General features: G+C 63.7%; 16 protein-coding genes. 4 read left to right on the top strand and 12 right to left on the bottom strand.

The window, feature by feature from the left end:
* Window positions 1-28: 28 nt before the first annotated feature.
* From OZ411_RS08335 to OZ411_RS08325, 3 genes are all read right to left on the bottom strand, one after another.
* Complete coding sequence (locus tag OZ411_RS08335; protein WP_282527540.1) at window positions 29-1,348, bottom strand: TRAP transporter large permease; 1,320 nt, start codon at window positions 1,346-1,348, stop codon at window positions 29-31.
* Complete coding sequence (locus OZ411_RS08330) at window positions 1,345-1,860, bottom strand: TRAP transporter small permease (RefSeq protein ID WP_130581953.1); 516 nt, start codon at window positions 1,858-1,860, stop codon at window positions 1,345-1,347. The genes OZ411_RS08335 and OZ411_RS08330 overlap by 4 nt, the downstream gene beginning before the upstream one ends.
* A gap of 76 nt (window positions 1,861-1,936) precedes the next feature.
* Window positions 1,937-2,935 carry a TRAP transporter substrate-binding protein gene (locus OZ411_RS08325; protein ID WP_282527539.1) on the bottom strand — a complete coding sequence of 333 codons (999 nt, stop codon included), beginning with the start codon at window positions 2,933-2,935 and terminating at the stop codon, window positions 1,937-1,939.
* Between the two features lie 228 nt (window positions 2,936-3,163).
* Between OZ411_RS08325 and OZ411_RS08320 the strand changes: the two genes are divergently transcribed.
* On the top strand, window positions 3,164-4,486 hold the full coding sequence (locus tag OZ411_RS08320) for a dicarboxylate/amino acid:cation symporter (protein WP_282527538.1): 1,323 nt from the start codon (window positions 3,164-3,166) through the stop codon (window positions 4,484-4,486).
* Window positions 4,487-4,593: 107 nt separating this feature from the next.
* Here the strand turns inward: OZ411_RS08320 and OZ411_RS08315 are convergent, their stop codons facing one another.
* Window positions 4,594-5,055: a hypothetical protein gene (locus OZ411_RS08315; RefSeq protein ID WP_282527537.1), complete on the bottom strand. Its 462-nt coding sequence runs from the start codon at window positions 5,053-5,055 to the stop codon at window positions 4,594-4,596.
* Window positions 5,056-5,454: 399 nt separating this feature from the next.
* Between OZ411_RS08315 and OZ411_RS08310 the strand changes: the two genes are divergently transcribed.
* A complete protein-coding gene (locus OZ411_RS08310) occupies window positions 5,455-5,850 on the top strand; it encodes a helix-turn-helix transcriptional regulator (protein ID WP_130581961.1) in 396 nt (131 codons plus the stop codon).
* Between the two features lie 276 nt (window positions 5,851-6,126).
* Here the strand turns inward: OZ411_RS08310 and OZ411_RS08305 are convergent, their stop codons facing one another.
* The 3 genes from OZ411_RS08305 to OZ411_RS08295 all read right to left on the bottom strand — a co-directional run bounded on the left by OZ411_RS08305 (window position 6,127) and on the right by OZ411_RS08295 (window position 9,767).
* Window positions 6,127-7,209, bottom strand: a complete 1,083-nt coding sequence (locus OZ411_RS08305; RefSeq protein ID WP_130581957.1) for an isocitrate/isopropylmalate dehydrogenase family protein — start codon at window positions 7,207-7,209, stop codon at window positions 6,127-6,129.
* A 209-nt stretch (window positions 7,210-7,418) separates the two neighbouring features.
* Complete coding sequence (locus OZ411_RS08300) at window positions 7,419-8,489, bottom strand: alcohol dehydrogenase (RefSeq protein ID WP_282527536.1); 1,071 nt, start codon at window positions 8,487-8,489, stop codon at window positions 7,419-7,421.
* Window positions 8,490-8,585: 96 nt separating this feature from the next.
* Window positions 8,586-9,767, bottom strand: coding sequence for a CoA transferase (locus tag OZ411_RS08295; RefSeq protein WP_282527535.1), 1,182 nt, complete (start codon window positions 9,765-9,767; stop codon window positions 8,586-8,588).
* A gap of 232 nt (window positions 9,768-9,999) precedes the next feature.
* Between OZ411_RS08295 and glgA the strand changes: the two genes are divergently transcribed.
* Entirely contained in the window at window positions 10,000-11,427 is a 1,428-nt protein-coding gene (gene glgA, locus OZ411_RS08290) for a glycogen synthase GlgA (RefSeq protein ID WP_130581959.1), read from the top strand.
* A gap of 91 nt (window positions 11,428-11,518) precedes the next feature.
* Here the strand turns inward: glgA and OZ411_RS08285 are convergent, their stop codons facing one another.
* The 4 genes from OZ411_RS08285 to OZ411_RS08270 form a co-directional block, all read right to left on the bottom strand.
* On the bottom strand, window positions 11,519-12,745 hold the full coding sequence (locus tag OZ411_RS08285; RefSeq protein ID WP_282527534.1) for an MFS transporter: 1,227 nt from the start codon (window positions 12,743-12,745) through the stop codon (window positions 11,519-11,521).
* 106 nt (window positions 12,746-12,851) lie between these two features.
* The gene (locus OZ411_RS08280; protein ID WP_130580247.1) at window positions 12,852-13,319 is read right to left on the bottom strand and encodes a PRC-barrel domain-containing protein; all 468 of its coding nucleotides are present in this window, start codon (window positions 13,317-13,319) and stop codon (window positions 12,852-12,854) included.
* Between the two features lie 59 nt (window positions 13,320-13,378).
* Window positions 13,379-15,580 carry an amylo-alpha-1,6-glucosidase gene (locus tag OZ411_RS08275; RefSeq protein WP_282527533.1) on the bottom strand — a complete coding sequence of 734 codons (2,202 nt, stop codon included), beginning with the start codon at window positions 15,578-15,580 and terminating at the stop codon, window positions 13,379-13,381.
* A gap of 64 nt (window positions 15,581-15,644) precedes the next feature.
* A complete protein-coding gene (locus OZ411_RS08270) occupies window positions 15,645-17,408 on the bottom strand; it encodes an ABC transporter ATP-binding protein (RefSeq protein WP_130580232.1) in 1,764 nt (587 codons plus the stop codon).
* A 312-nt stretch (window positions 17,409-17,720) separates the two neighbouring features.
* Here OZ411_RS08270 and OZ411_RS08265 point away from each other — a divergent pair, with 312 nt between their 5' ends.
* A complete protein-coding gene (locus tag OZ411_RS08265) occupies window positions 17,721-18,791 on the top strand; it encodes a glycosyltransferase family 4 protein (RefSeq protein ID WP_282527532.1) in 1,071 nt (356 codons plus the stop codon).
* A 145-nt stretch (window positions 18,792-18,936) separates the two neighbouring features.
* On the opposite strand, the gene OZ411_RS08260 is transcribed toward OZ411_RS08265, so the two are convergent.
* Window positions 18,937-20,871, bottom strand: coding sequence for an alkyl sulfatase dimerization domain-containing protein (locus OZ411_RS08260; RefSeq protein ID WP_282527531.1), 1,935 nt, complete (start codon window positions 20,869-20,871; stop codon window positions 18,937-18,939).
* Between the last annotated feature and the right edge of the window lie 69 nt (window positions 20,872-20,940).

Here is a 20,940-nt window from a genome sequence, read left to right as displayed (position 1 = left end):
ATTTTCGGCGCCGCGGAATGGCTCAAAGCTATTTCAGCATCTCCGGAACGATCAGGCGCGGCAGAAACAGCGACACGCTCGGCCAGATGATGAGCGACGCCAGCACGATCAGCATCGGCACCAGCATGATCGCAGTATCCTTCAGAGCATAGCGCAGCCGTACGCCGGCAACGGCGCAGGCAATCATCAGGCATAATCCATATGGCGGCGTCACCAGCCCGAACGCCAGCGAGACGATCGAGATGATCGCAAACTGCACCGGATGCAGATCGACCGATCTTGCCAGGGGCTCCAGGACGGTGCCGACGATCACGATTGCCGGAATCGCGTCAAGGAAACAGCCCACGACAAGGAAGCAGAAGGAGATGAAGAAGCCAGCCGCAATCGGCCCCATGCCCCAGGTCGAGACGTTGGCCAGCAGTTCCTGTGGAATCCTGTAATAGGCCAGCAGCCAGCCGAATGCGCTGGCGGTGCCGACGCAAAACAGCGCGACCGCGGCCAGACGCCCGGTATCGAGCAGTGCCTTGTACAGTTCCCGCCGGCCAGTCTCGCGGTAGAAGAACGTCGACAGCGCCATGGAATAGAGCACTGCGACGCAAGCGGACTCGGTTGCCGTGAACCAGCCGAGCAGAATGCCGCCGACGATGATGAACGGCGTCGTCAATGCTGGCAACGACCGCCAGACAGCGCGTCCGAAATCCACCCAGCCGTCCTTCGGATAGGTCGGATAGCCGCGGCGCACCGCATAGACATGCACGGTCAGCATTTGCGCGCCCGCGATCAATAGTCCGGGCACGATGCCCGCCAGATACATGGCGGCGATCGAGGTGGAGATCAGCCCGCCCCACACGATCATCAGGATCGAGGGCGGGATGATGACGGCAAGCACCGCCGAGACCGCTGTAATCGCAATCGAGAAGGAGAGGTCGTACCCCTCCTTGGTCTGGGCATCGATGAAGATTTTCGACTGGCTCGCCGCATCCGCGGTCGAAGAACCCGAGATACCGGCAAAGAACACCGAGAGCACGACGTTGATCTGCGCCAGCGATCCCGGCCAATGCCCGACCATCGAGCGGGACAGCGCAACCAGCCGATCCGTGATGCCGCCGATGCTCATCAGGTTCGCGGTCAAGAGGAAAAACGGCACCGCGAGCAGGATGAATGAATTGTAGGCGTTGAAGGTTTCCTGGGCCAGCGTCATCGCCGACAGATGTGGTTCGACCAGAAGGATGGGCAGGCATGCAAGGCCGAGCGCGAAAGCGACCGGCACACGGACGATCAATAGCGCGACGAAGCAGCCAAACAAGATCAGAGCGGCCTGTCTGGCGGAAAGGATGTTTCCGCTCATTGCGCAGCTCCAAACAGGATGCGCGCTTCATCGATGATCTGCTCGCCGGCGAACACGATCCAGGTGACGCCCGCCACCGGCCAGGCAACGTGAATGAGCCAGAGCGGCAACTCCGCCAATTCCGATGTCCTGTTCCAGGCAAACTGCGTGAACTCGAGTCCCGCCCATACAAACACCAGCGCCAGCCCCAAGATGCCAAGACGCGCAAGGATCCGCACCGCGGCCTCGGCCCGCCGCGAGAGGTCCGGCCACACGTCGACCTCGAAATGCAGCGCCTCCCTGACACCGACCATCGCGCCGATCATGATCGTCCAGATGAACAGGAACCGCGCCATCTCCTCGGTCCAGATGTAGGACGGGATGAAGGGGGTGTAGCGCGAGATCACCTGCAGCGTGACGGGGACGACCAGGATGCCGACGCACGCCGCCAGCAGGATTTCCAGGAGTTTCGCGTAGCCGGCTGTGACGCGACGCCACAAACTTGGCCTGGTTGTCAGCGGCATTTCGGTCATTGGCCCCCGCGCTCTCAGTCGTCCCCGCGGCAAGCAACAAGGCTCGCCCCGACATCTCATTCAATGGCTTGCCGGCTTACGCGACGTTGATCTTTTCAAAGATGCCTTCGGCGCCGATTTCCTTCGCGTAGGTGGCCATCACGGGATCAGCGAGCTTCTTCATGGCGTCGCGCTCCTCGAACGGGACGCGCTTGAGCTTGCCTGCCTTCTCCAACGCATCGAGCTTGACGACTTCTTCGCTCGATTCGAGCTGCCGGCCGAAATCACCGGCCTCCTTGCCGGCCTTGAAGATCGCGTCCTGCAGCTCCTTGGGCAGGGTCTTGAGCGTCTTCACCGAGAAGCAGATCGGCCGGATCGACACGGCGTGCTGCGTCAGGCTGAGGTGCGGCGCGACTTCGTAGAACTTCATCGCCTCGACCCCTGCCGCCTCGTTCTCACCGGCCGCGATCACGCCATTCTGGATCGCGTTGTAGACCTCGTTATAGGCGATCACGGTCGGGCTCATGCCGGCGGCAGCGAACGTCTTCGACCATATCGGCGCGCCCTGCACGCGGATTTTGAGACCCTTGATGTCGGCAAGCGTCCTCAGCGGCTTGTTGGCGAAGATGTTGCGGACGCCGCCGCCTGCGTAGCCGACGAGAACGACCTCGGCCTTCTTCGCCACTTCATCGGCGATCGGCGCCAGGATATTCTGTTCAACGACCTTGTTCATGTGCTCGATGCCCTTGAACACGAAGGGAGCATCGATGAAGGGCGCGGCTTTGGCGAAGGTCGACATGTGGGCCGGCGAGACGATCGCATAGTCGACGGCCTTGCCCTGCGACATATATTCGAAATACTGCTTTTCGAGACCCAGCGACGAGTTCTTGTGCAGCGTGAAATTGACCGGCTTGCCGTAGTATTTCTGCACCAGCTCCTGGAATCGCACCAGCGCCTTGGTGAACGCGTGATCGTCGTTGAACTGCACTGCGCCATTCAGCGAGACAGGCGTTTGGCCTCTGAGAATTGACGGCGCGCCGAATGTGCAGACAACAGCCGTAGCGCCAAGCCCGGCGAGCACGGATCTTCGCTTCATCGTCTCCCTCCCTGTGATGCCCCGCCCCTGTTAACCGGGGTCGTGGGTGCCGCCGACGAAGCGGCAGCGATCTCGAAGCGTATGCAAAAGAATGGAGCGATGGAAGCTGATTTCAAGGCAGGGATCGAACGCCCATTCGAGCCGCGCGCTGCACGGCAGACGGCGATCTCCTGCGACCTTTTGGCACGCAAGTTGCTACGACTGGACGAAACCTATGGGGAACACGCCATGTCGACCATGACAGCAACGGCCGCCGCCGAAGCTCGCAAGCCGCTCTACACATCCCTTTTCGTCCAGGTGCTTGCCGCGCTGCTGCTCGGTATCGCGCTCGGCGTGATCGCCCCTGACTTCGCGATCGGGCTGAAGATCTTCAGCGACGCATTCCTCAAATTGATCTCGATGATCGTGGCGCCGATCGTGTTCTGCGTGGTCGTGCACGGCATTGCCGGCGCCGGCGATCTCAAGAAGGTCGGTCGCGTCGGCGTCAAGGCGCTGATCTATTTCGAGGTGATGACGACGATCGCGCTGGTCGTTGGCCTCCTGCTCGCCTATCTGTTCGGGCCCGGCCATGGCATGAACATCGACACCTCAACGCTCGATGCCAAGGCGCTCAACACCTATGCCGACAACGCCCACAAGCTGCAAGGCGGCGGCATCGGCGCTTTCCTCCTGAACATCATTCCGACCACCTCCTTCGATGCGCTGTCGCGCAACGATGTGCTGCAGGTCTTGTTCTTCGCGGTGATCTTCGGCGTCAGCCTGGCGCTGGTTGGCGGCGAAAAGGGCGAGAAGGTCACGTCCATGATCGACGCGGTGTCGGCGGTGCTGTTCCGCGCGATGGGGCTGATCGTGCGCGCCGCCCCGCTCGGCGTGCTCGGCGCGGTGGCCTATACGGTCGGCAAATACGGCGTAGGCTCGCTCAAGCAACTGGTCTCGCTGGTCGCGCTGTTCTACGTCTCGGTCGCGATCTTCGTGTTCGGCGTGCTTGGCGGCGTCATGGCCCTGGCCGGCATCAACATCCTCAAATTCCTGAGCTACCTGCGCGAGGAATTGACCATCGTGCTTGCGACCGCCTCTTCCGACGCGGTACTGCCGCAGATCATGCGCAAGCTGGAGCGGTTGGGCGTCAAGGACTCCGTCGTCGGGCTCGTGATCCCGACCGGCTATTCGTTCAATCTCGACGCCTTTTCGATCTACCTCACGCTGGCTGTGGTGTTCATCGCACAGGCGACCAACACGCCGCTGTCGTTCGGCGATCTGTTGCTGGTGCTCGGCGTCTCCCTGATCACCTCGAAGGGTGCACACGGCGTGCCGGGCTCGGCGATCGTGATCCTGGCGGCGACGCTGAACGCGGTGCCGACCATTCCCGCCATCGGCCTCGTGCTGGTGCTGTCGGTCGACTGGTTCATCGGCATGGCCCGCGCCGTCGGCAACCTGATCGGCAACTGCGTTGCGACGGTCGTGGTGGCGGCGTGGGAAGGCGATCTCGACCGCGAGAAGGCCACGCGCGTCCTCGACGGCGCCGAACTGGTCGACGTGACGGCGGGCTAGAGAATCGTAGCCCGGATGGAGCGCAGCGTAATCCGGGGGACCACACGATTCGTCTGGCCAGGTCCCGGATTGCGCTTCGCTCCATCCGGGCTACGCGCTAACGGGCGCTATTTGACTAGTTTCAGATACGGCGGCAGCGGCCTGCCCGAGACCGACCTTACTTCCTGCGGCCGCCGCTCCTCCGGAGTCATCAGATCGCACAGCGCCTTGAGCTCGGCGTCGGTCACCTGATGCAGTTCCATCCTGAGTTCGAGGATTGCCAGCGACAGCAAACGCGCCGTTTCCGGACTTGCCTTGTCCGTGAGGAAGTCCCTGCACTCCTCAAGCGTCGCAAGCAGCGAGAGCAACCGTTCTTCGGTATGGGCAACCGGCATTTCTTCCGCTCCCGAACTTGCGAGATAGATTCGCGGCGTTTCATTTCTTCGCTTCATGAGCCTCTCCACAAAAGCCTGCGGGTGGTCGGGCGCGTGAATGAGCAGATGATCCAGAAATTTTGCGAAATTGTCCAGCGGGTGATTGGTCCTCTGTTTTCCTTCTAATGCGCGTAACGCGCGGGAGGGATGCGCCACGCGGCTACGTCCGCTGTCATTTTTCGGCGAAATCCGAGCCGTTCAGGTCCCGTACAAGTACGGGGTGTAGGATTACGTATGCAGAGGCGAGGTAGTAAGCATGCGTTCAAAATCTGTGTCGATCCAACCCGTAGTAGTTGTGGTTTGTCCAATATTTTGCCAAATGTACGTGGCGGGATATCGCAAGTTATCCCGGGCGTTGACGACTTTAGGTAGTCTGACGGCGCCGGTATCCGGATACTTCCAAAGCGCGTGGCGTTTGGCTACCATTCGACAGTCTGCTTGGAGTACCGTTGTTCGCGAACGAACTCACGATCCGGACAAAGTTAACGCGGAAGTATGGACGAATCCCTGACCAATCTGCGCAGGGCCTCCCGATTTGAAGGACGGGTAACCAGAATGAACAGATCAGCAGCAAAGAAGATGAAGCAACGCAGTGCCGGCAAGCCCGACATTGAGTTGGGCAAGCGGATTCGCCTGCGGCGTGTGGAGCAAAAGATCTCGCAAGCGGAGCTGGGCGAAAAGCTCGGCGTCAGCTTCCAGCAGGTCCAGAAGTACGAGAAGGGCGTGAACCGCGTCGGCGCTGCTCGCCTTCAGCAGATCGCTTCCGCGCTCGACGTGCCTGTCACATTCTTCTACGACGGCGACAACAAGTCGCGCGAGGTCGAAAGCCTCCTTTTCCTGGACAGTGCTTTCAGCCTGAGGTTGCTGCGAGCCTACAGCAAGATCAAGGACCAGACGGTTCAACGTCAACTGGTGTCCTTGATGGAATCGATCGCCGCGAACGAAGGCTGAGCCGTCGGCCCTTCTCCGTTTCGTGGCGCGGACCGCATCGATCCGCGCAAGCGCGTCGAACCGTGGCAAAACGCTGCACCGGGCTATGCGTTGGTTCGGATCGAGGCTTTGCTGAAGCGCTGCCATCGAGATGGCGGCGCTTTTTGCTTTTGACATCGCGGCTCTCAATGCGATGCGCAGCCGCGCATTCGTTCCAGCAGCGATGCCGGGAGCGACAATTGGTCGCGCGATCGCCGGCGACGTGACCGCGTCCCTGGGGCGGCTGGCGCGTTCGACCTACAACAGCGCCAGCACTACCTTGGCGATGTCGGCGGTGCCGTTGCTGCCGCCGAATTCGGTCGGCTTGATGCCGCCGGCATAGGCCTTGTCGACTGCGCGCTCGATCCGCTCACCGGCTTCCGCCGCACTCTCAAGCCCGTGCTTGTCGGCGAGCCAGTCCAGCATCATCGCAACCGAGAGGATCATGGCGGTCGGATTGGCCTTGCCCTGCCCCATGATATCGGGTGCGGTGCCGTGGCAGGGCTGAAACACCGCGTAGCGGTCACCGATGTCGGCTGACGGCGCCATGCCCATGCCGCCGATCAGTCCGGCAGCAAGGTCGGAGAGGATGTCGCCGAACATGTTCTCCGTCACCATGACGTCGAAATCCCACGGACGCTTCACCAGCAACGCCGCACAGGCATCGATATAGAGGTGGTCGGCCCTGACGTCCGGATGCCGCTTTGCCGTCTCGTCGAAGATCCCGCGGAAGAACGCAAAAGCCTTGAACACGTTCGCCTTGTCGACGCAGGTCAGCCCGCCGCCAACGCGGCCGCGTGCCTTGCGGCGTTCGGCGAGGCGGAACGAGAACTCGAACAGGCGCTCGGAGGTCCTGCGCGTGATCAGCATGGTCTCGCGCGCCTCGTCCTCGGTGACGACACCCTTGCCCATCGAGGCGAACAGGCCTTCGGTCGATTCCCTGATCACGACGAAATCGATGCCGCGCTGCTCGGCGCCGACGATCGGGCTTGGCACGCCCGGGATCAGCCGCGCCGGCCGCACGCCGGCATAGAGATCGAAATGGAAGCGCAACTCGATCTGCGGCGCGATCTCGGTGTTATCAGGGTAGCGCACCGACGGCAGGCCGCAGGCCCCTAACAGGATCGCATCCGCCTGCTCGCATAGCCGGACCGTCGATTCCGGCATCGAGGTGCCGGTCTCTCTATAATGGTTGGCGCCCGCGGGCGACTCAGTGAAGCGGAACCTGAGCTCCGTCGTCGCTTCGATCTTGCGCAACACCTCGAGTGCCGGCGCCATTACCTCCGGACCGATGCCGTCGCCGCCGAGCACGGCAATGTGGAGCGCGTTGTTTGCGGACATGGGATTTTCCATTCGAGACAATGGAAGTTTTGGACTCGTCATGGCCGGGCCTGTCCCGACCATCCACGCTCTTCCCGCTGATTGACAGTAAGACGTGGATGCCCGGGACCCGGCTACGCCGAGGCTTCGCCGGGCACTCTAATGTCAGTCCGGCGAAGCGATAGCGAAGACGGGCAAGCCCGGGCATGACGGCGGAGTACCGTGGCGGCCTAAGGCGTCAGCACGGCGCGGCCGACCAGCTTGCCCTTCTGCAATTCGAGCAGGGAATCATAGGCCTTGGCGAGCGGAACGGTCGTTACCGGGATCGGCGCGATCTTCTTGGTCCGGACCAGGTCGAGCAGTTCCTGCGTCTCGCGGAGGTTGCCGACATAGCTGCCCTGGATCGTGATCGCCTTGATCGGGATCAGCGGCAGCGCGAAGGTCGCGCCACCGCCGAACAGGCCGACGATCACGAGCTTGCCGCCCTTGGCCAGGCAGTCGAAGCCGAGCTGCGTGGTCTGGGCGTTGCCGACCAGATCGATCACCGCGCGGATCGGCCCGCCCGCCTTCTTCGCCAATTGCTCCAGCGCATCGGGCGCCTTGCCGTCAACGGTGCCGAGCGCGCCGGCCGCTTCCGCCGCCTCGCGCTTGCGCGCGTCGATGTCGACGACAACAGCCCCCTTGCCGCCCATCGCCTTCAGGAGCGACAGCGCCATCAGACCGAGACCGCCGGCGCCGATGATCACGATCGGCGAATCGAAGGCGAACTCGACCTTCTTCAGCGCGCTGTAGGTGGTCACGCCCGAGCAGGCATAGGGCGCGGCGGTGACGGGATCGAGCCCCTTGAGGGTCAGCAGGTACTTTGGATGCGGCACCAGCATGTGATCGGCATAGCCGCCATCGCAATAGACGCCGAGCGAGTTCGGCTTGACCGCGCACATATTCTCGTCGCCGGCCAGGCAGGTCGGGCATTTGCCGCAGCCGAGCCAGGGATAGACCAGCGCGACGTCGCCGGCCTTGAGGCCGCCGCTGTCGCCCGGCTTCACGTCCGGCCCGAACGCCACCACCTCGCCGACGGTCTCGTGCCCCATCGTGCGCGGCAGCAAGACGCCGCGATCCTTCAGCGACAGCGGCTTGCGCCCGTGGCCGAGATCGTAGCCGCCTTCCCAGATATGCAGATCGCTGTGGCAGATGCCGGCCGCCTTCACCTTGATCAGCACCTGCGTTCCGGTCGGCTCCGGCGTCGGCTGGTCGACTTCCTTCAAGGGGGCGTTGAACTCGGCAACCTGGAAACTTTTCATCTCTATTCTCCCAACATTCTTTGTTGTTGCGGCAACATTGCCACGTCTGCCGACGCGAGACAAACCGCGGCGGGCGACGATCAGCCTTGCCGGCTGTTAGCCAGCGAATGCGGCAATCTCCGCGTCAGACAGGCCCGCCTCCTTGAGATAGGCGCGGGTGTGCTCGCCGAGTGTCGAGACTCGCTTTACGGCTGCAACCTTCGCACCGGACATCCGGAACGGCAGATTGACCACCTTGAAGGTCCCGCCGCCGTCCTCGACCTCGGCCAGAGCGCCGCGATGCGCGAGCTGCGGATCGGCCAGCGCTTGCTCAACCGTGCGATAGGCGGATGAGGGCACGCCCTCCTCATTCAGCGCGGCGAGACATTGTTCCGTCGTCACGCGGCGCGACCAATCCTCGACGCCATCCATCAAGGCCGCCCAATTTTCCCGGCGGTCGGAATATCTGGCGAAGCGCGGGTCGCTCACCCATTCGGAACGGCCGATCACCTGCATCAGGCTCTGAAACGTCTTCTCGCTGGCGATCGCGACCATCACGTAGCCGTCGGAGGTTTCGACTGGGCCGAACATCGGCCGCGCCGTCGGCTGCACCTTGAACTGCGCCCACTGCACCTCGTTCAAGGTCAGGCTCAGCATCGCTTCGAGCATGGAGACGTCGATGTGCTGGCCCTCCCCGCTGCGGTGCCGCTGATGCAGCGCCGCTCCGATCGCACCGAACGCATAGACGCCGCTCAGCACGTCGGCAATGTAGATGCCGCAATAGTCGGGCCTGCTCCGCCCGGCCTGGTAGGCGAGATGCGCCATGTCGTAGCCGGAGGCGGCATGGATGACCGGAGCATAGGCCGGCAAGCCGGCAGACGGCCCGGTCTGGCCATAGCCGGAGATCGAGCAATAGATCAGCCGCGGGTTGAGCCCGCGCAGGCTGGCATAATCGAGCCTCAAGCGCTGCATCACGCCCGGGCGGAAATTCTCGACCAGGATGTCGGCGGTCGCGACGAGCCGGCGTACCACCTCCGCCCCTTCCGCCGACTTCAGGTCGAGCGTCAGGCTCTTCTTGCCGACATTGAGCTGGCCGAACGCAGTCGAGCAAAGCTTACGCACCGGTGGGCGGGTACGCATCATCTCGCCTTCGGCAGGCTCGATCTTGATGACGTCCGCTCCGAGGTCGGCAAGCATGCGCGTGCAATGAGGGCCGGCGATCGTAGTCGAAAAATCAAGCACACGAAGGCCGTCCAGGCTCTTTGTCAAATAGCCCTCATCGTTCTCGACTATCGTCATTCGCAAAGCTCCCTCGGCCGCACCTCTTGTCGGCGCGGCGTCAACCTAGAGCCTGATCCGGAAAAGTGGAAACCGGTTTTCCGAAAGGATCATGCTCAAACAAGAAGGTGGAGCGGCTTCTACAGGGAAGCGTCTGATCCAGACCGGACTGGGCGGGCCCTTTGATTTTCGTCAAAGGAAAACTGGACCCATTTTTGCATAGTCGTTTACAGGTTGGAGCGAGGCGCTTTTTTTGAGGGTCTTATTCATCACCACTGAAATGGACGATTTCGTCCGCGTCGGCGGCCTTGCCGCTGTTTCTGCCGCCCTTCCCCGAGCCCTGCGTCCCCTGAACGATGTCCGGATCATGCTCCCCGGCTATCGGGACGTGATCGAGCAGCTCACTCATATTGAAATCGTTGGCGAATGCGCGCCGCTTGCGGAGATGCCCGCATGCACGATCGGCCGCGCCGCGACCCGCGACGGCATGCCGGTCTACGTCGTGCTGTGCCCACAGCTCTATGACCGTCCAGGCAACCCTTACGGCGACGAGAGTGGATGCGACTGGCCGGACAACGACATCCGCTTCGGGCGCTTCGCGTCCGCCGCGGCAGAACTCGCCGCAGGCAGTCTGGACAAGAATTGGGCAGCCGACCTCGTCCACGCCAATGACTGGCAGGCCGCGCTGGCGCCGGCCTATCTGGCCTGGCGCGGCGCGCGCATCCCCTCGATCCTGACCATCCACAACCTCGCCTATCAGGGACTCTTCCCGAAGGATTCGTTGCGGCGGATTGGCGCGCCGGAAAATTCCTTCCATATCGACGGGCTCGAATTCTACGACAAGCTGTCCTTCCTCAAGGGCGGCATCGTCTATGCCTCGCACCTGACGACCGTCAGCGCGACCTATGCCAGGGAGATCACGACGGCCGAGCTCGGCTGCGGGCTCGAGGGCCTGCTCCGCATCCGCTCCAATGCCGCGCAGCTCACCGGAATCCTCAACGGCATCGACGAGAGCTGGGACCCGCGCTTCGACGCCAAGCTTGCGCAGCAGTTCGGCGCCGGCGACTGGGCCGGCAAGCAGGCCAATGCGGATTACGTCCGCAAGCAGTTCGGCCTCGCGGTCTCCCGCGGACCGATGTTCGGCCTGGTCGCCCGGCTGGTCCACCAGAAGGGCGTCGACCTCGTGCTGTCGGCGGCCGACGAGATCGTCGCGGCCGGCGGGCAGATCGTCGTCACCGGCTCCGGCGAGCCGGGAATCGAGCAGGCGCTGGTGGAAGCGCACCGGCGGCGGCCGGACGCCATCGGGGTCGCGATCGGCTTCAACGACGCCCAGGCACGAAGGATCTTTGCCGGCAGCGATTTCACGCTGATGCCGTCACGCTTCGAGCCCTGCGGCCTGAGCCAGATGTATGCGCAGCGCTTCGGCTCACTGCCGATCGGCCACCAGACCGGCGGGCTGGCCGAGACCATCAAGGACGGCGAGACCGGATTTCTGTTCCCGCAGCCGTCGCCGGAATCCTTCCTCGGCGGCGTGCGCCGGGCGTTCGAGGCGTTCGTCGCCAAGGAACGGCTCGACGCCATGCGCCGCAGCGCCATGGCGCGGAGCTTTAGCTGGAGCATCTCGGCCGCCCTCTACGGCGCGCTCTATCGCAAGCTGGCACTGCCGCAGCCCATCTCGTAGCCCGGGTGGAGCGCAGCGCAACCCGGGAGCCCCTGCATCCTATTCCGCCAGCGGTCCCGGGTTTCGCTGCGCTCCACCCGGGCTACGCGAGTCACGTCGGCGCGGTTCGTCGCGTCTCGGGCATGATCAACAGGATCATCAGGAGGCCGAGCGAGGCGATGCCCGCGAGCCCCAGGAAAGCGACATTGCTGCCGAACTTGTCGCTGACATAGCCGGCGAGCACTGTGCTCAGCGATGCGCCGATCCCGACCGCGGTGCCGATGATGCCCTGCGCCAGGTTGAAATGCCCGCTGCCGAAGGCGACGTCGGCCACGATCAGGGGCACCATGACGCTGAACACCGCCGCGGTAATGCCGTCGAAGATCTGCACGGCCACCAGCAGATAGGGATCGTGCACAGTCGCAAACAGCACGCCGCGGATCACGAGCGCGCCGAAGGCGAGCAGGAGCAGCGGCCGCCGGCCCCAGGCCTGCGCCTTGCGCCCGACCGAAGGCGAGGCCAGCGCCACGATCGCCTGCGGCACAATGATGCAAGCCGCGATCAGCACCGGCGCCCACTGGCTGGATCGCATCGTCACCACGCCCGCCATCAGCGGCAGCATCGCCGCGTTCGCGAGCTGGAACAGGAGCATGCTGACGGCGAAGATCAGCAATGCCCGCTTGCTGCACAGCGCGAACACGCTGGTCGCTTTCTTGTCGGGCACCTCGCGGACAACGGCGCCATGGGCCTGCGCGATATCGATCTCCTTCTCGCGGATCCGCGACAGCGCGATCAAGGTCGGTATCGCCAGGATGAAGGTGACCAGGAACACGGAACGGCTCGAGATCAGGTAACCGGCGGCGCCCATCAGCGCTGCCGCCGAACCGTTGCCGAGCGAGGCGAAACGGGCATTGCGCCCCAGCCGCTCGCCGATCGCGAACGGCCCGACCAGGCCGAGGCTGATCGCCGCGATCGCGGGGCCGAGCACGCAGCTTGCGAGCGCGTGCAGGGTCGCCGCCGCCACCACGACCGGGAAGATCGGCCACACCGCATAGGCCAGCGCGGCGCAGCCGATGGTCGCGACCGCGGCCCCGGCGACCATTTTTTCGGAGCGCGCCGCGTCAACGATAGCGCCGCCCGGCATCTGTCCCAGCAAGGCGACGATGCCGCCGATCGACAGCACGAAGCCGATCTCGACCTGGGTCCATTTCTGCGTGGTCAGGTAGACCGCCACGAACGGGCCGAACCCGGTCTGCACATCGGCCAGGAAGAAGATGAACCAGTCTAGTCCGCGCTGGCTCTGGGATGAAGGCTGGCGCGACGGCTCTGGTGCCGGCAACTCCGGAACCAATGGCGCACCGTGATCGTCCGCCGTCGACCGCCTGCGATCGCCGCCAATCCTGTCCGTTAAAGAGGAGGGACGAGCGATCAATGTATCTCCGACTTTAATGGTCATATTGCCATGGACGCAAACTGCCGGCAGCGCCGAGCACGATGAGGGGCGTGTCCTCCTTGTATTCCGGCGCCGCGCTCACCTGCTCCTTGTTCAGTTCGAGCGTGATGCTGTCGCTCTTGTTGGCGACCTGGCCGAAATGCAGTGCGTTCCAGTCGACGACGATCTTGCGGCTGCCGACACCGAGGAAGCCGCCGAAGTCGATCACGGCGGCGCGCACGGTGCCTTCGCGATCGACGATCACGTCGACGATCCGTCCCATGTTCTCATTGGCGGCGCTGCGCACGTCGCGCCCGAGGATGCCATGCGCATCCCTCGCGCCGATCACCGTCACCGAGGGTGGAGGCGCCGGTTCCTTTTGCGCAGCCGGGGGTTTGGCCGGCGGCGGTGCCGCCGGATCATCGGCCGCTTGCGCGGCCACAGTAGCGGCAAAGGCCGCGGCAATAATTGTCATCACCATGCTCGCCCACATCGGGGGCCTCCAATCCAGGAATAAAGCTAGACATTCTGGCCGACATTCTAATGCGTCAGCACGATCGACACCTGGATTTGACCGCGTGTACGCAACACTTCCAGCGACACTTCGCCATCATGGCGGCGGACTCTCAGATCGACGCTGGAGGCGCCGAGCTGCAGGTCGCGCAGGATCGCCTCATTTAGGAATTCCGGCAAGCGCGGATCGCGCAGCCTGATCTCGCCGCGCACGGCATCGAATTCGAGCCCCAGCGCCGCCTCCAGCAGCGTGAATGGGGTCGCGCTCGCCCAAGCCTGTGGCGCGCAGGCTACCGGATAGAGCACCGGGCCGCGCCGCCTTTCGCGCTGGAACCCACAGAACAATTCGGGCAGCCGCCGCAGATCCATGTAGCTTGCGGCATCGAACAGGCCCTTGAACAGATGCGCCACGGAGCGCTTCAGCCCGTAGCGCGCAAAGCCGAGCGCGATCAGCGCATTGTCGTGCGGCCAGATCGAGCCGTCGTGATAGGACATCGGATTGTAACGGACCTCGTTCCTGCCAACCGTGCGGATGCCCCAGCCCGAGAAGAAGCTCTGGCTCATCAGGTCGGCTGCAACCAGCCGCGCGCGGTCTTCCCGCACGATGCCGGTGAACAGGAGCTGGCCGGCATTCGAGGTCCGCACCCGGCACGGTTCCTTCTTGCCGTCGAGCGCCAGCGCATAGGTGCCGAGTTCCTCGCACCAGAAGGCTTCCTCGAAGCGCTGGCGCAGCGTCTCGGCCTCCTTATCGAGCTTTTCCGCCCTATCGGCATAGCCGAGCCGTCGCGCCACCCTGGCCAGCAGCCGCTTGGCCGCGAACACATAGCCCTGCACCTCGCAGAGCGCGATATAGCCCTCCGCCAGCCTGCCATCGGCATGGAAGATGGCGTCAAAGGAATCCTTCCAGCCCTGGTTGGCGAGGCCCTGCTCGGTCGCACGCTGATATTCGATGAAACCATCGCCATCGGGATCGCCGGGGCCGTCGATCCATTGCAGCGCCGCCTCTATCGAGGGCCAGAGTTCCGCAAGCGTCGCCTCGTCGCCGGTGCGCTCGAAATAATGGCCGGCCAGCAGCACGAACAGCGGCGTCGAATCGACGCTGCCGTAATATTGCGCGAACGGCACCTCCCGCAGCGCCGCCATCTCGCCGCCGCGCATCTCATGCAGGATCTTTCCGGGCTCCGCATCGGAAAGCGGATCGACGCTCTTGGCCTGGAAGAACGCAAGCCGCTTCAAGACGCCTTTCGCGATGCGCGGATCGATCCACAGCATCTGCAACGCGGTGATCAATCCATCGCGGCCGAAAGTCGTGGAGTACCAGGGGATGCCGGCATAGGGATAGCGGCCCTGCGGCGTCTCCGTCATCAGCATGTTGAGGTCGGCCATCGCCTGGCACAGCACCTCGTTGAAGATGTTGTTCGAGGTCTCGATGCTGGCAGCACCCGCCGTCGAGCGCCGCATCTCGCGGCGATGGGCAAGCAGCCCGCGGAAGAACGGCACCGGCTTGTGCATGATCGGCTTGTTGCAGGACACCGCGATGAACAGCGAGGTGACCGCTTTGGGCTCCAGTTCGAAATGATAGGTCGCGGCATTGACCGCGAGCCGCGTCGGCTTGGGATCGAAATGCAGCGCCGTGATCCGTGACTGTTCGTCCAGTCCGACGTATTCGAGCACGACGTCGGTCGGGCCGAGCAACCTGCTCGAGCCGATGCCGCGCCGCGGCCGGCGCTCGCCGCGCACTTCGAACAGATCGGCGAAATCATTGTCGAACAGCAAGGTGAGATCGAAGCTCGCGAGCCGATCGCCATGATTTTGCAGACCGATGCGCTGATAGGCGGTGCCGCGCCACAGGAAGATCGAGCGCACGATGTGCAGCGTGTCCTTCTGCAGCATCAGCCGGCCGCCCCGATAGACATCGGAATTGGTGAGATCGACGGTCAGCGCCGAATTGTCGTCGCGCAGGTTCGAGCCGAGCAACAGCGGCTGCACGTCGTCGAGCACCATTTCCAGCCGCGCGAGATAGCGCGTGTCGGCGTTGAACAGGCCATCGGGTCCGCCGGCGGAAGCGCCGATGTCGCCATGACTGTCGAGCACGATGAACGTGTCGTCGTGCTTGAGCGACCGCCGCGGCCTCGCGGCGGGACCGGTCATCGGGATGTAGAAGGGCGATTCCGCGATTTGTTCGACGACGCGCATGGTCGAAATCTGCGTAACGATCTCCGCTGCCATTTAGACCTCGAGCGCTTCTCTCTCGGGTTTGCGATGGACGCTGATTATACGCAACTACTATGGATCAGGCAGCCTGGGTGGTGAGGCGGCCCACTTCGCGCGCGACCAGTTCGCGGTATGGCCCCCTGCCCTGCACGAGGATATCGGGCGGCCCGTCCTCGACGATGCGGCCGCCCTGTAGCACGACCACGCGATCGAAGCTGCGCAGCGTGGCCAGGCGATGGGCGATCGCAACCACGGTGCGCCCGCGCATCAGGCGCGACAGCGCTTCACGTATGGCCTCCTCGGACTCGCTGTCAAGCGCCGCGGTCGCTTCATCGAGCAGAAGGATCGGCGCATCTTTCAGGAACGCGCGGGCGATCGCGATGCGCTGGCGCTGGCCGCCTGACACCTTGATGCCGCGATCGCCGACGATGGTGTCCATGCCCTCGGGTAAATTCTCGATGAAGTCGCAGCGCGCCGCGATCGCCGCGCGCAGCACCTCGTCGTCGGTGGCGTTCGGCCGTCCGTAGCGGATGTTTTCCAGGATCGAGCGGTGGAACAGCGAAATGTCCTGCGGCACCACCGAGATCGCCTCGCGCAGGCTCTGCTGGGTGACCCGCGAAATATCCTGGCCGTCGATGGTGATGCTGCCGCGCTCCACGTCGTAGAAGCGCTGCAGCAGCGTGAACAGCGTCGATTTGCCGCCGCCGGATTGCCCGACCAGCCCGACCCGTTGGCCGGCCTGGATACGCAGGTTGAACTTGTCGAACACCTGGATGCCGCCGGGGTATTGGAACGAGATGTTGTTGAAGGCGATCGCGGCCCCGCTCTTGATCAGCGGCTCCGCCTCCGGGTGATCCTTCAATTCGTGCGGGGTCAGCAGCGTCGCCAGCGCCTCCATCAGGCGGGCGACATGCTGGGTGGCATCGACGAGCGCCACGGCCAGATCGCGCGTCGCGCTCAGGATGCAGATCCCCAGCGTGCAGACCAGCACCACGTCGCCGGTGGTGGCGGCGCCCTGCTGCCAAAGGTTGACCGCCCACGCCAGCATGCAGATGGTCAGAACCACCGTCACCGCCGCATGGGTGAGCCGCAGCTTTTCGAGGTAGCGCAGGCTGCGGCCCCGGGCGGTCAGTTCCCGGTTCACGGTCGCATCGAACCGGGCGTGCTCGAAGCTCAATCCGCAGAACGCCCGCACCAGCGGCATGTTGTTGATGACGTCAACCATCTCACCATCCACGGCGGCCGCCTTGTCGGCATAATCATCGTGCAGGGGGCGGCCGGCGGCCGCCATCCGGAACATCGCGAACACCATGGTTCCCGCAATGACGATCAGCACCGCTGACATCGTCATGCTTACGGTCCCTATCAGCGCGATCGCCGCGAAGGTCGCAACGCACGGCGGCAGCACATTCCAGACGAACATGTTCTCGACCGTATAGACCGCGTTCGAGGTCGCGGTGATCCGGCTGGTCAGCATGCCCGGCAGGCGATCGGTGAAATAGCTCGGCGCATGGCCGGTGAGGTGACGGAACATATCGCGCCGGAGGTCGCCGGTGACGCCGACGAAGGCGTAGCTCGCGATCCAGCTTGCGATCCGCCACAGAAAATTATCTGCCGCGATCAGCGACATGAGCAGAACGAATGCCAGCCATACGCCACTGGCCTTGGCCGGACCGCCCGACAGGCTGTCGACGAGGCTCTTCACCCCGTACTGCGTGCCTACCGAGCAGGCAACCGCACCCAGAACGCATCCCAATATTACGGCGTGTGATGCGGGCCGCCGCCGCAGATAGCGCAGCACAAAGGGAAAGGGGCGGTGCGCGTATCCTGAAAGATTGTCCATGAGCGCCTGCAAACCTGTTGAGCAGTAAGGTGAATTTTCTTAGCGCACCGTCCCGCACACGATTCCGTGAGGGACAGCGATCGATGTTTCGTATGGCGAGGCCATCACTGCGCAACAATTCTGCAGCACCGATAGTTGCGAAAATTTGTTCGTGGCAGATGGCATCAGCAAGACCACACTGTGAAGGAAGAAAGAACGACCCGCACAGCAAAGGAACTTCGCACGTGCGGGAACGTTCCCGTTACGGCATGCCGGTGCCGGACAAATGGGGTTGGGCTTGATTATCCCACATCACACAGAGGAGACGAAAGCATGCGCATCGCGCAGGTTGCGCCACTGACGGAGGCTGTTCCCCCGAAGCTCTATGGCGGGACGGAACGGGTCGTGCACTGGCTGACTGAAGAACTGGTCACGCTAGGCCACGACGTCACCCTGTTCGCCAGCGGGGACTCGCAAACCTCAGGCAAGCTGGAGGCGACCTGGCCGAAAGCATTGCGCCTGGACGGATCGGTCCGCGATCCCAACGCGCTGCACATGGTGCTGCTCGAGCGCGTCCGACAGAAATGCGATCAGGAGGAGTTCGACTTCCTTCACTTCCATCTGGATTATTATCCGTGGTCGCTGTTCCAGCGGCAGCCGACGCCGTTCGTGACCACGCTGCACGGTCGGCTGGACCTTCCCGAGCACCAGCCGGTGTTCGACACGTTCCCGGAGGTGCCGGTGATCTCGATCTCCAACGCCCAGCGCCGTCCGGTGCCGCAGGCGAATTGGGTGAGGACGATCCATCACGGCCTGCCGGAGAACCTGCTGACGCCGCAGGCGGTCAATCCGTCATACCTGGCGGTGCTCGGCCGCATCGCGCCGGAAAAGGGCGTCGACAGTGCCATCAAGATCGCGATGCGCTGCGGCATCCCCTTGAAAATGGCGGCAAAGGTCGACCGCGCCGACCAGGAATATTACGAGGCGGTGATCCGTCCGCTGATCGTGGACAATCCGCTGGTGGATTTCATCGGCGAAATCAGCGACCGGGAGAAGCCGGAGTTCCTCAGCGGCGCCATCGCGCTGTTGCTGCCGATCGACTGGCCGGAGCCGTTTGGCCTGGTGATGATCGAGGCCATGGCCTGCGGCACGCCGGTCATCGCCTTCAACCGCGGCTCGGTGCCGGAAATCATCGAGGATGGCCTGACCGGCTTCATCGTCGAGGATGAGACCAGCGCCGTCGGCGCGGTCGGCCGGCTTCCGTCGCTGAGCCGGCAGACGATCCGCAAGCGGTTCGAGACCCGCTTCACCGCGCGCCGCATGGCGCTCGATTATCTCAACTGCTATCGCGACCTGATGGAAGCGGCCGAGCCGCGCATCAAGCTGGTCGCAAGCGCGGAGTAACGTGCCGTAGGTGCCGTAGGGTGGGCAAAGGCGCGCAAGCGCCGTGCCCACCTCTCCGCGCTCCGCCCGTGATGGTGGGCACGCTTCCGCCCGCGTTTGTTCGAGCGACGGTGCAAGACGTCGCTTTGCCCACCCTACGCGCCAGTCAACTCACCGCTGTTCGATTCGGCTCGACGATCTCGAACATTCGCGGAAACTCGTCCATCAGCGTCATCAGCTCAGTGAGCCGCATTGCATCGCCGGTGACGCTGATCTTGCCGCTGCCGACCGCTTCCGGAAACGTGGTCAACTTCGCAATGACTTCATCGAGCGTGCTGCGCACCAGCGTGAAACTTGCATCGGCGTCCCCAGCTTGCGCACCGGCGACATAGGTCAGCGCGCAATTCTCCAGGTTAAGGATGAAGGCCTCGTTGGTGTCGGTGAACTTCCAGTTCAAGACGATGCGCTTGCCCTCGGCCTTGGGGCCGTTGAGGCGAATGCCGAGCACGTCCCAGAGCTGTTCGGTGCGCAGCGCGGCGAGCGTTTCGCGCGGCATCGCCGGCCGCGCCGGCGCCTTCGGCATGCCCTGCCGCAGTTCCTGCGCGCCGAACAGATAGCTGTTGCGCCAGGTCGCGCTTTCCGCGGCATAGCCGAGCTGCTCGAACGTATCGGCCAGCAGCGCGCGGGCCGCCTGATTCTCCGGTTCGGCGAACACGACATGGCTCACCGCCTGCGCGACGAAACGGAATTCGCCGTTGGCGAAATCTTTCCGCGCCCGTTCCAGGATCGCATCCGCGCCGCCCATATACTCGACATATTTCCTGCCCGACTCGACCGGCGGCATCGGATCGAGATTGACGGGGTTGGCGTCGTACCAGCCGAGATATTTCTGGTAGATCGCCTTCACATTGTGCCTGATATGGCCGTAATAGCCGCGCCCGTGCCAGGCACCTTCCAGGCTTTTCGGCAGGCGAATGGTCTCCGCGATTTCGCTCGGGGTCAGCCCATGGTTCATCAGGCGGATGGTCTGGTCATGCGCGAACTTGTAGAGATCGCGCTGCTGCCGGATCATGGTGTCGATCCGCTTCCGCCCCCACACCGGCCAATGATGCTGACCGCACATCGCCTCCGCCTTGCCGCCCCACATCTTGAGCGCTTCGCCGAGATATTTCGACCACGCCAGCGCATCGCGCACGTCGGCGCCGCGGAACGGCAGCAGGTTGTGGAAATTGTGGGTGCAGTTCTCCGCGAGGTTCAGCAGCTTGTAGCGCGGCAGGTAGAAGTGCATCTCCGCCGGCGCCTCGCTGTTCGGCGCCATCTGGAATTCGAACTCGACGCCGTCGATCACGCGCCTGTCGCCGGACGCAATGATCAGATCGGTCGGCCGCAGCAGCGCCACCGATCCGGCCGCCATCGACTTGCCGAGCCCGCAATCGACCTGCCCGCGCGCCCCCTTCGCCAGGAACGGCCCGAACTGATATTGCGCGCGCCGCAGCATCGCCGGGCCGGCGATGATGTTCTCGGAGACGGCGTGCTCCATGAACATGTCAGGCGCGATGATCGGCACCCGCCCGCTCGACAATGTCTCATCGTCGAGCACCCCGCGGGCGCCACCCCAATGATCGGTGTGGGTGTGGGTGAAGATCACGGCCATGACCGGACGCTTGCCACGATGCCTGAAATAGAGCTCCATCGCAGCACGCGCGCCCTCGATCGAGGTCAGCGTATCAACCACGATCACGCCGCTATCGCCCTCGATCAGCGTCATGTTGGCGATATCGAGCCCGCGCACCTGGTAGACCCCGGGCACCACCTCGAACAGGCCGTGATGCATGTTCAATCGCGACTGCCGCCACAGGCTGGGATTGACCGTAGGCGGAGCGTCTTCCGAGGTCAGGAAGCGATAAGGTTCAAGGCTCCAGACCACCCTGCCTTGTGCAGTGGTGATATGCGCGTTTTCGATGGTGCCAAGGAAGCCGCGCGCAGCGTCGTCGAAATCGGCGGTGTCGGAGAATGGCAATGCATCCAGCATCGCCGCGTGCTGCGCTAGCACGGAGGGCGAAGCGTCCTTGGGAGCTTCGCCTGCGATTGTCTCGGTCATGTCTGGTCCCTCCCCGCCCGGCCGATCCGGCCGCGGCTATGGAGAGGGATTATGAGAGCATAGCTCCAG

Origin of the sequence: Bradyrhizobium sp. Arg237L (assembly GCF_029990105.1) — a bacterium.
Classification (GTDB): domain Bacteria; phylum Pseudomonadota; class Alphaproteobacteria; order Rhizobiales; family Xanthobacteraceae; genus Bradyrhizobium.
The sequence above is the reverse complement of the archived record's forward strand: the minus strand, read 5'-3'. Positions and strand labels throughout refer to the sequence as shown.

Bases quoted from the DNA above. Each gene is read 5' to 3' on its own strand.
- OZ411_RS08335 (WP_282527540.1), bottom strand. From the start codon at position 1,348: ATGAGCGGAAACATCCTTTCCGCCAGACAGGCCGCTCTGATCTTGTTT.
- OZ411_RS08330 (WP_130581953.1), bottom strand. From the start codon at position 1,860: ATGACCGAAATGCCGCTGACAACCAGGCCAAGTTTGTGGCGTCGCGTC.
- OZ411_RS08325 (WP_282527539.1), bottom strand. From the start codon at position 2,935: ATGAAGCGAAGATCCGTGCTCGCCGGGCTTGGCGCTACGGCTGTTGTC.
- OZ411_RS08320 (WP_282527538.1), top strand. From the start codon at position 3,164: ATGTCGACCATGACAGCAACGGCCGCCGCCGAAGCTCGCAAGCCGCTC.
- OZ411_RS08310 (WP_130581961.1), top strand. From the start codon at position 5,455: ATGAACAGATCAGCAGCAAAGAAGATGAAGCAACGCAGTGCCGGCAAG.
- OZ411_RS08305 (WP_130581957.1), bottom strand. From the start codon at position 7,209: ATGTCCGCAAACAACGCGCTCCACATTGCCGTGCTCGGCGGCGACGGC.
- OZ411_RS08300 (WP_282527536.1), bottom strand. From the start codon at position 8,489: ATGAAAAGTTTCCAGGTTGCCGAGTTCAACGCCCCCTTGAAGGAAGTC.
- OZ411_RS08295 (WP_282527535.1), bottom strand. From the start codon at position 9,767: ATGACGATAGTCGAGAACGATGAGGGCTATTTGACAAAGAGCCTGGAC.
- OZ411_RS08280 (WP_130580247.1), bottom strand. From the start codon at position 13,319: ATGGTGATGACAATTATTGCCGCGGCCTTTGCCGCTACTGTGGCCGCG.
- OZ411_RS08275 (WP_282527533.1), bottom strand. From the start codon at position 15,580: ATGGCAGCGGAGATCGTTACGCAGATTTCGACCATGCGCGTCGTCGAA.
- OZ411_RS08270 (WP_130580232.1), bottom strand. From the start codon at position 17,408: ATGGACAATCTTTCAGGATACGCGCACCGCCCCTTTCCCTTTGTGCTG.
- OZ411_RS08265 (WP_282527532.1), top strand. From the start codon at position 17,721: ATGCGCATCGCGCAGGTTGCGCCACTGACGGAGGCTGTTCCCCCGAAG.
- OZ411_RS08260 (WP_282527531.1), bottom strand. From the start codon at position 20,871: ATGACCGAGACAATCGCAGGCGAAGCTCCCAAGGACGCTTCGCCCTCC.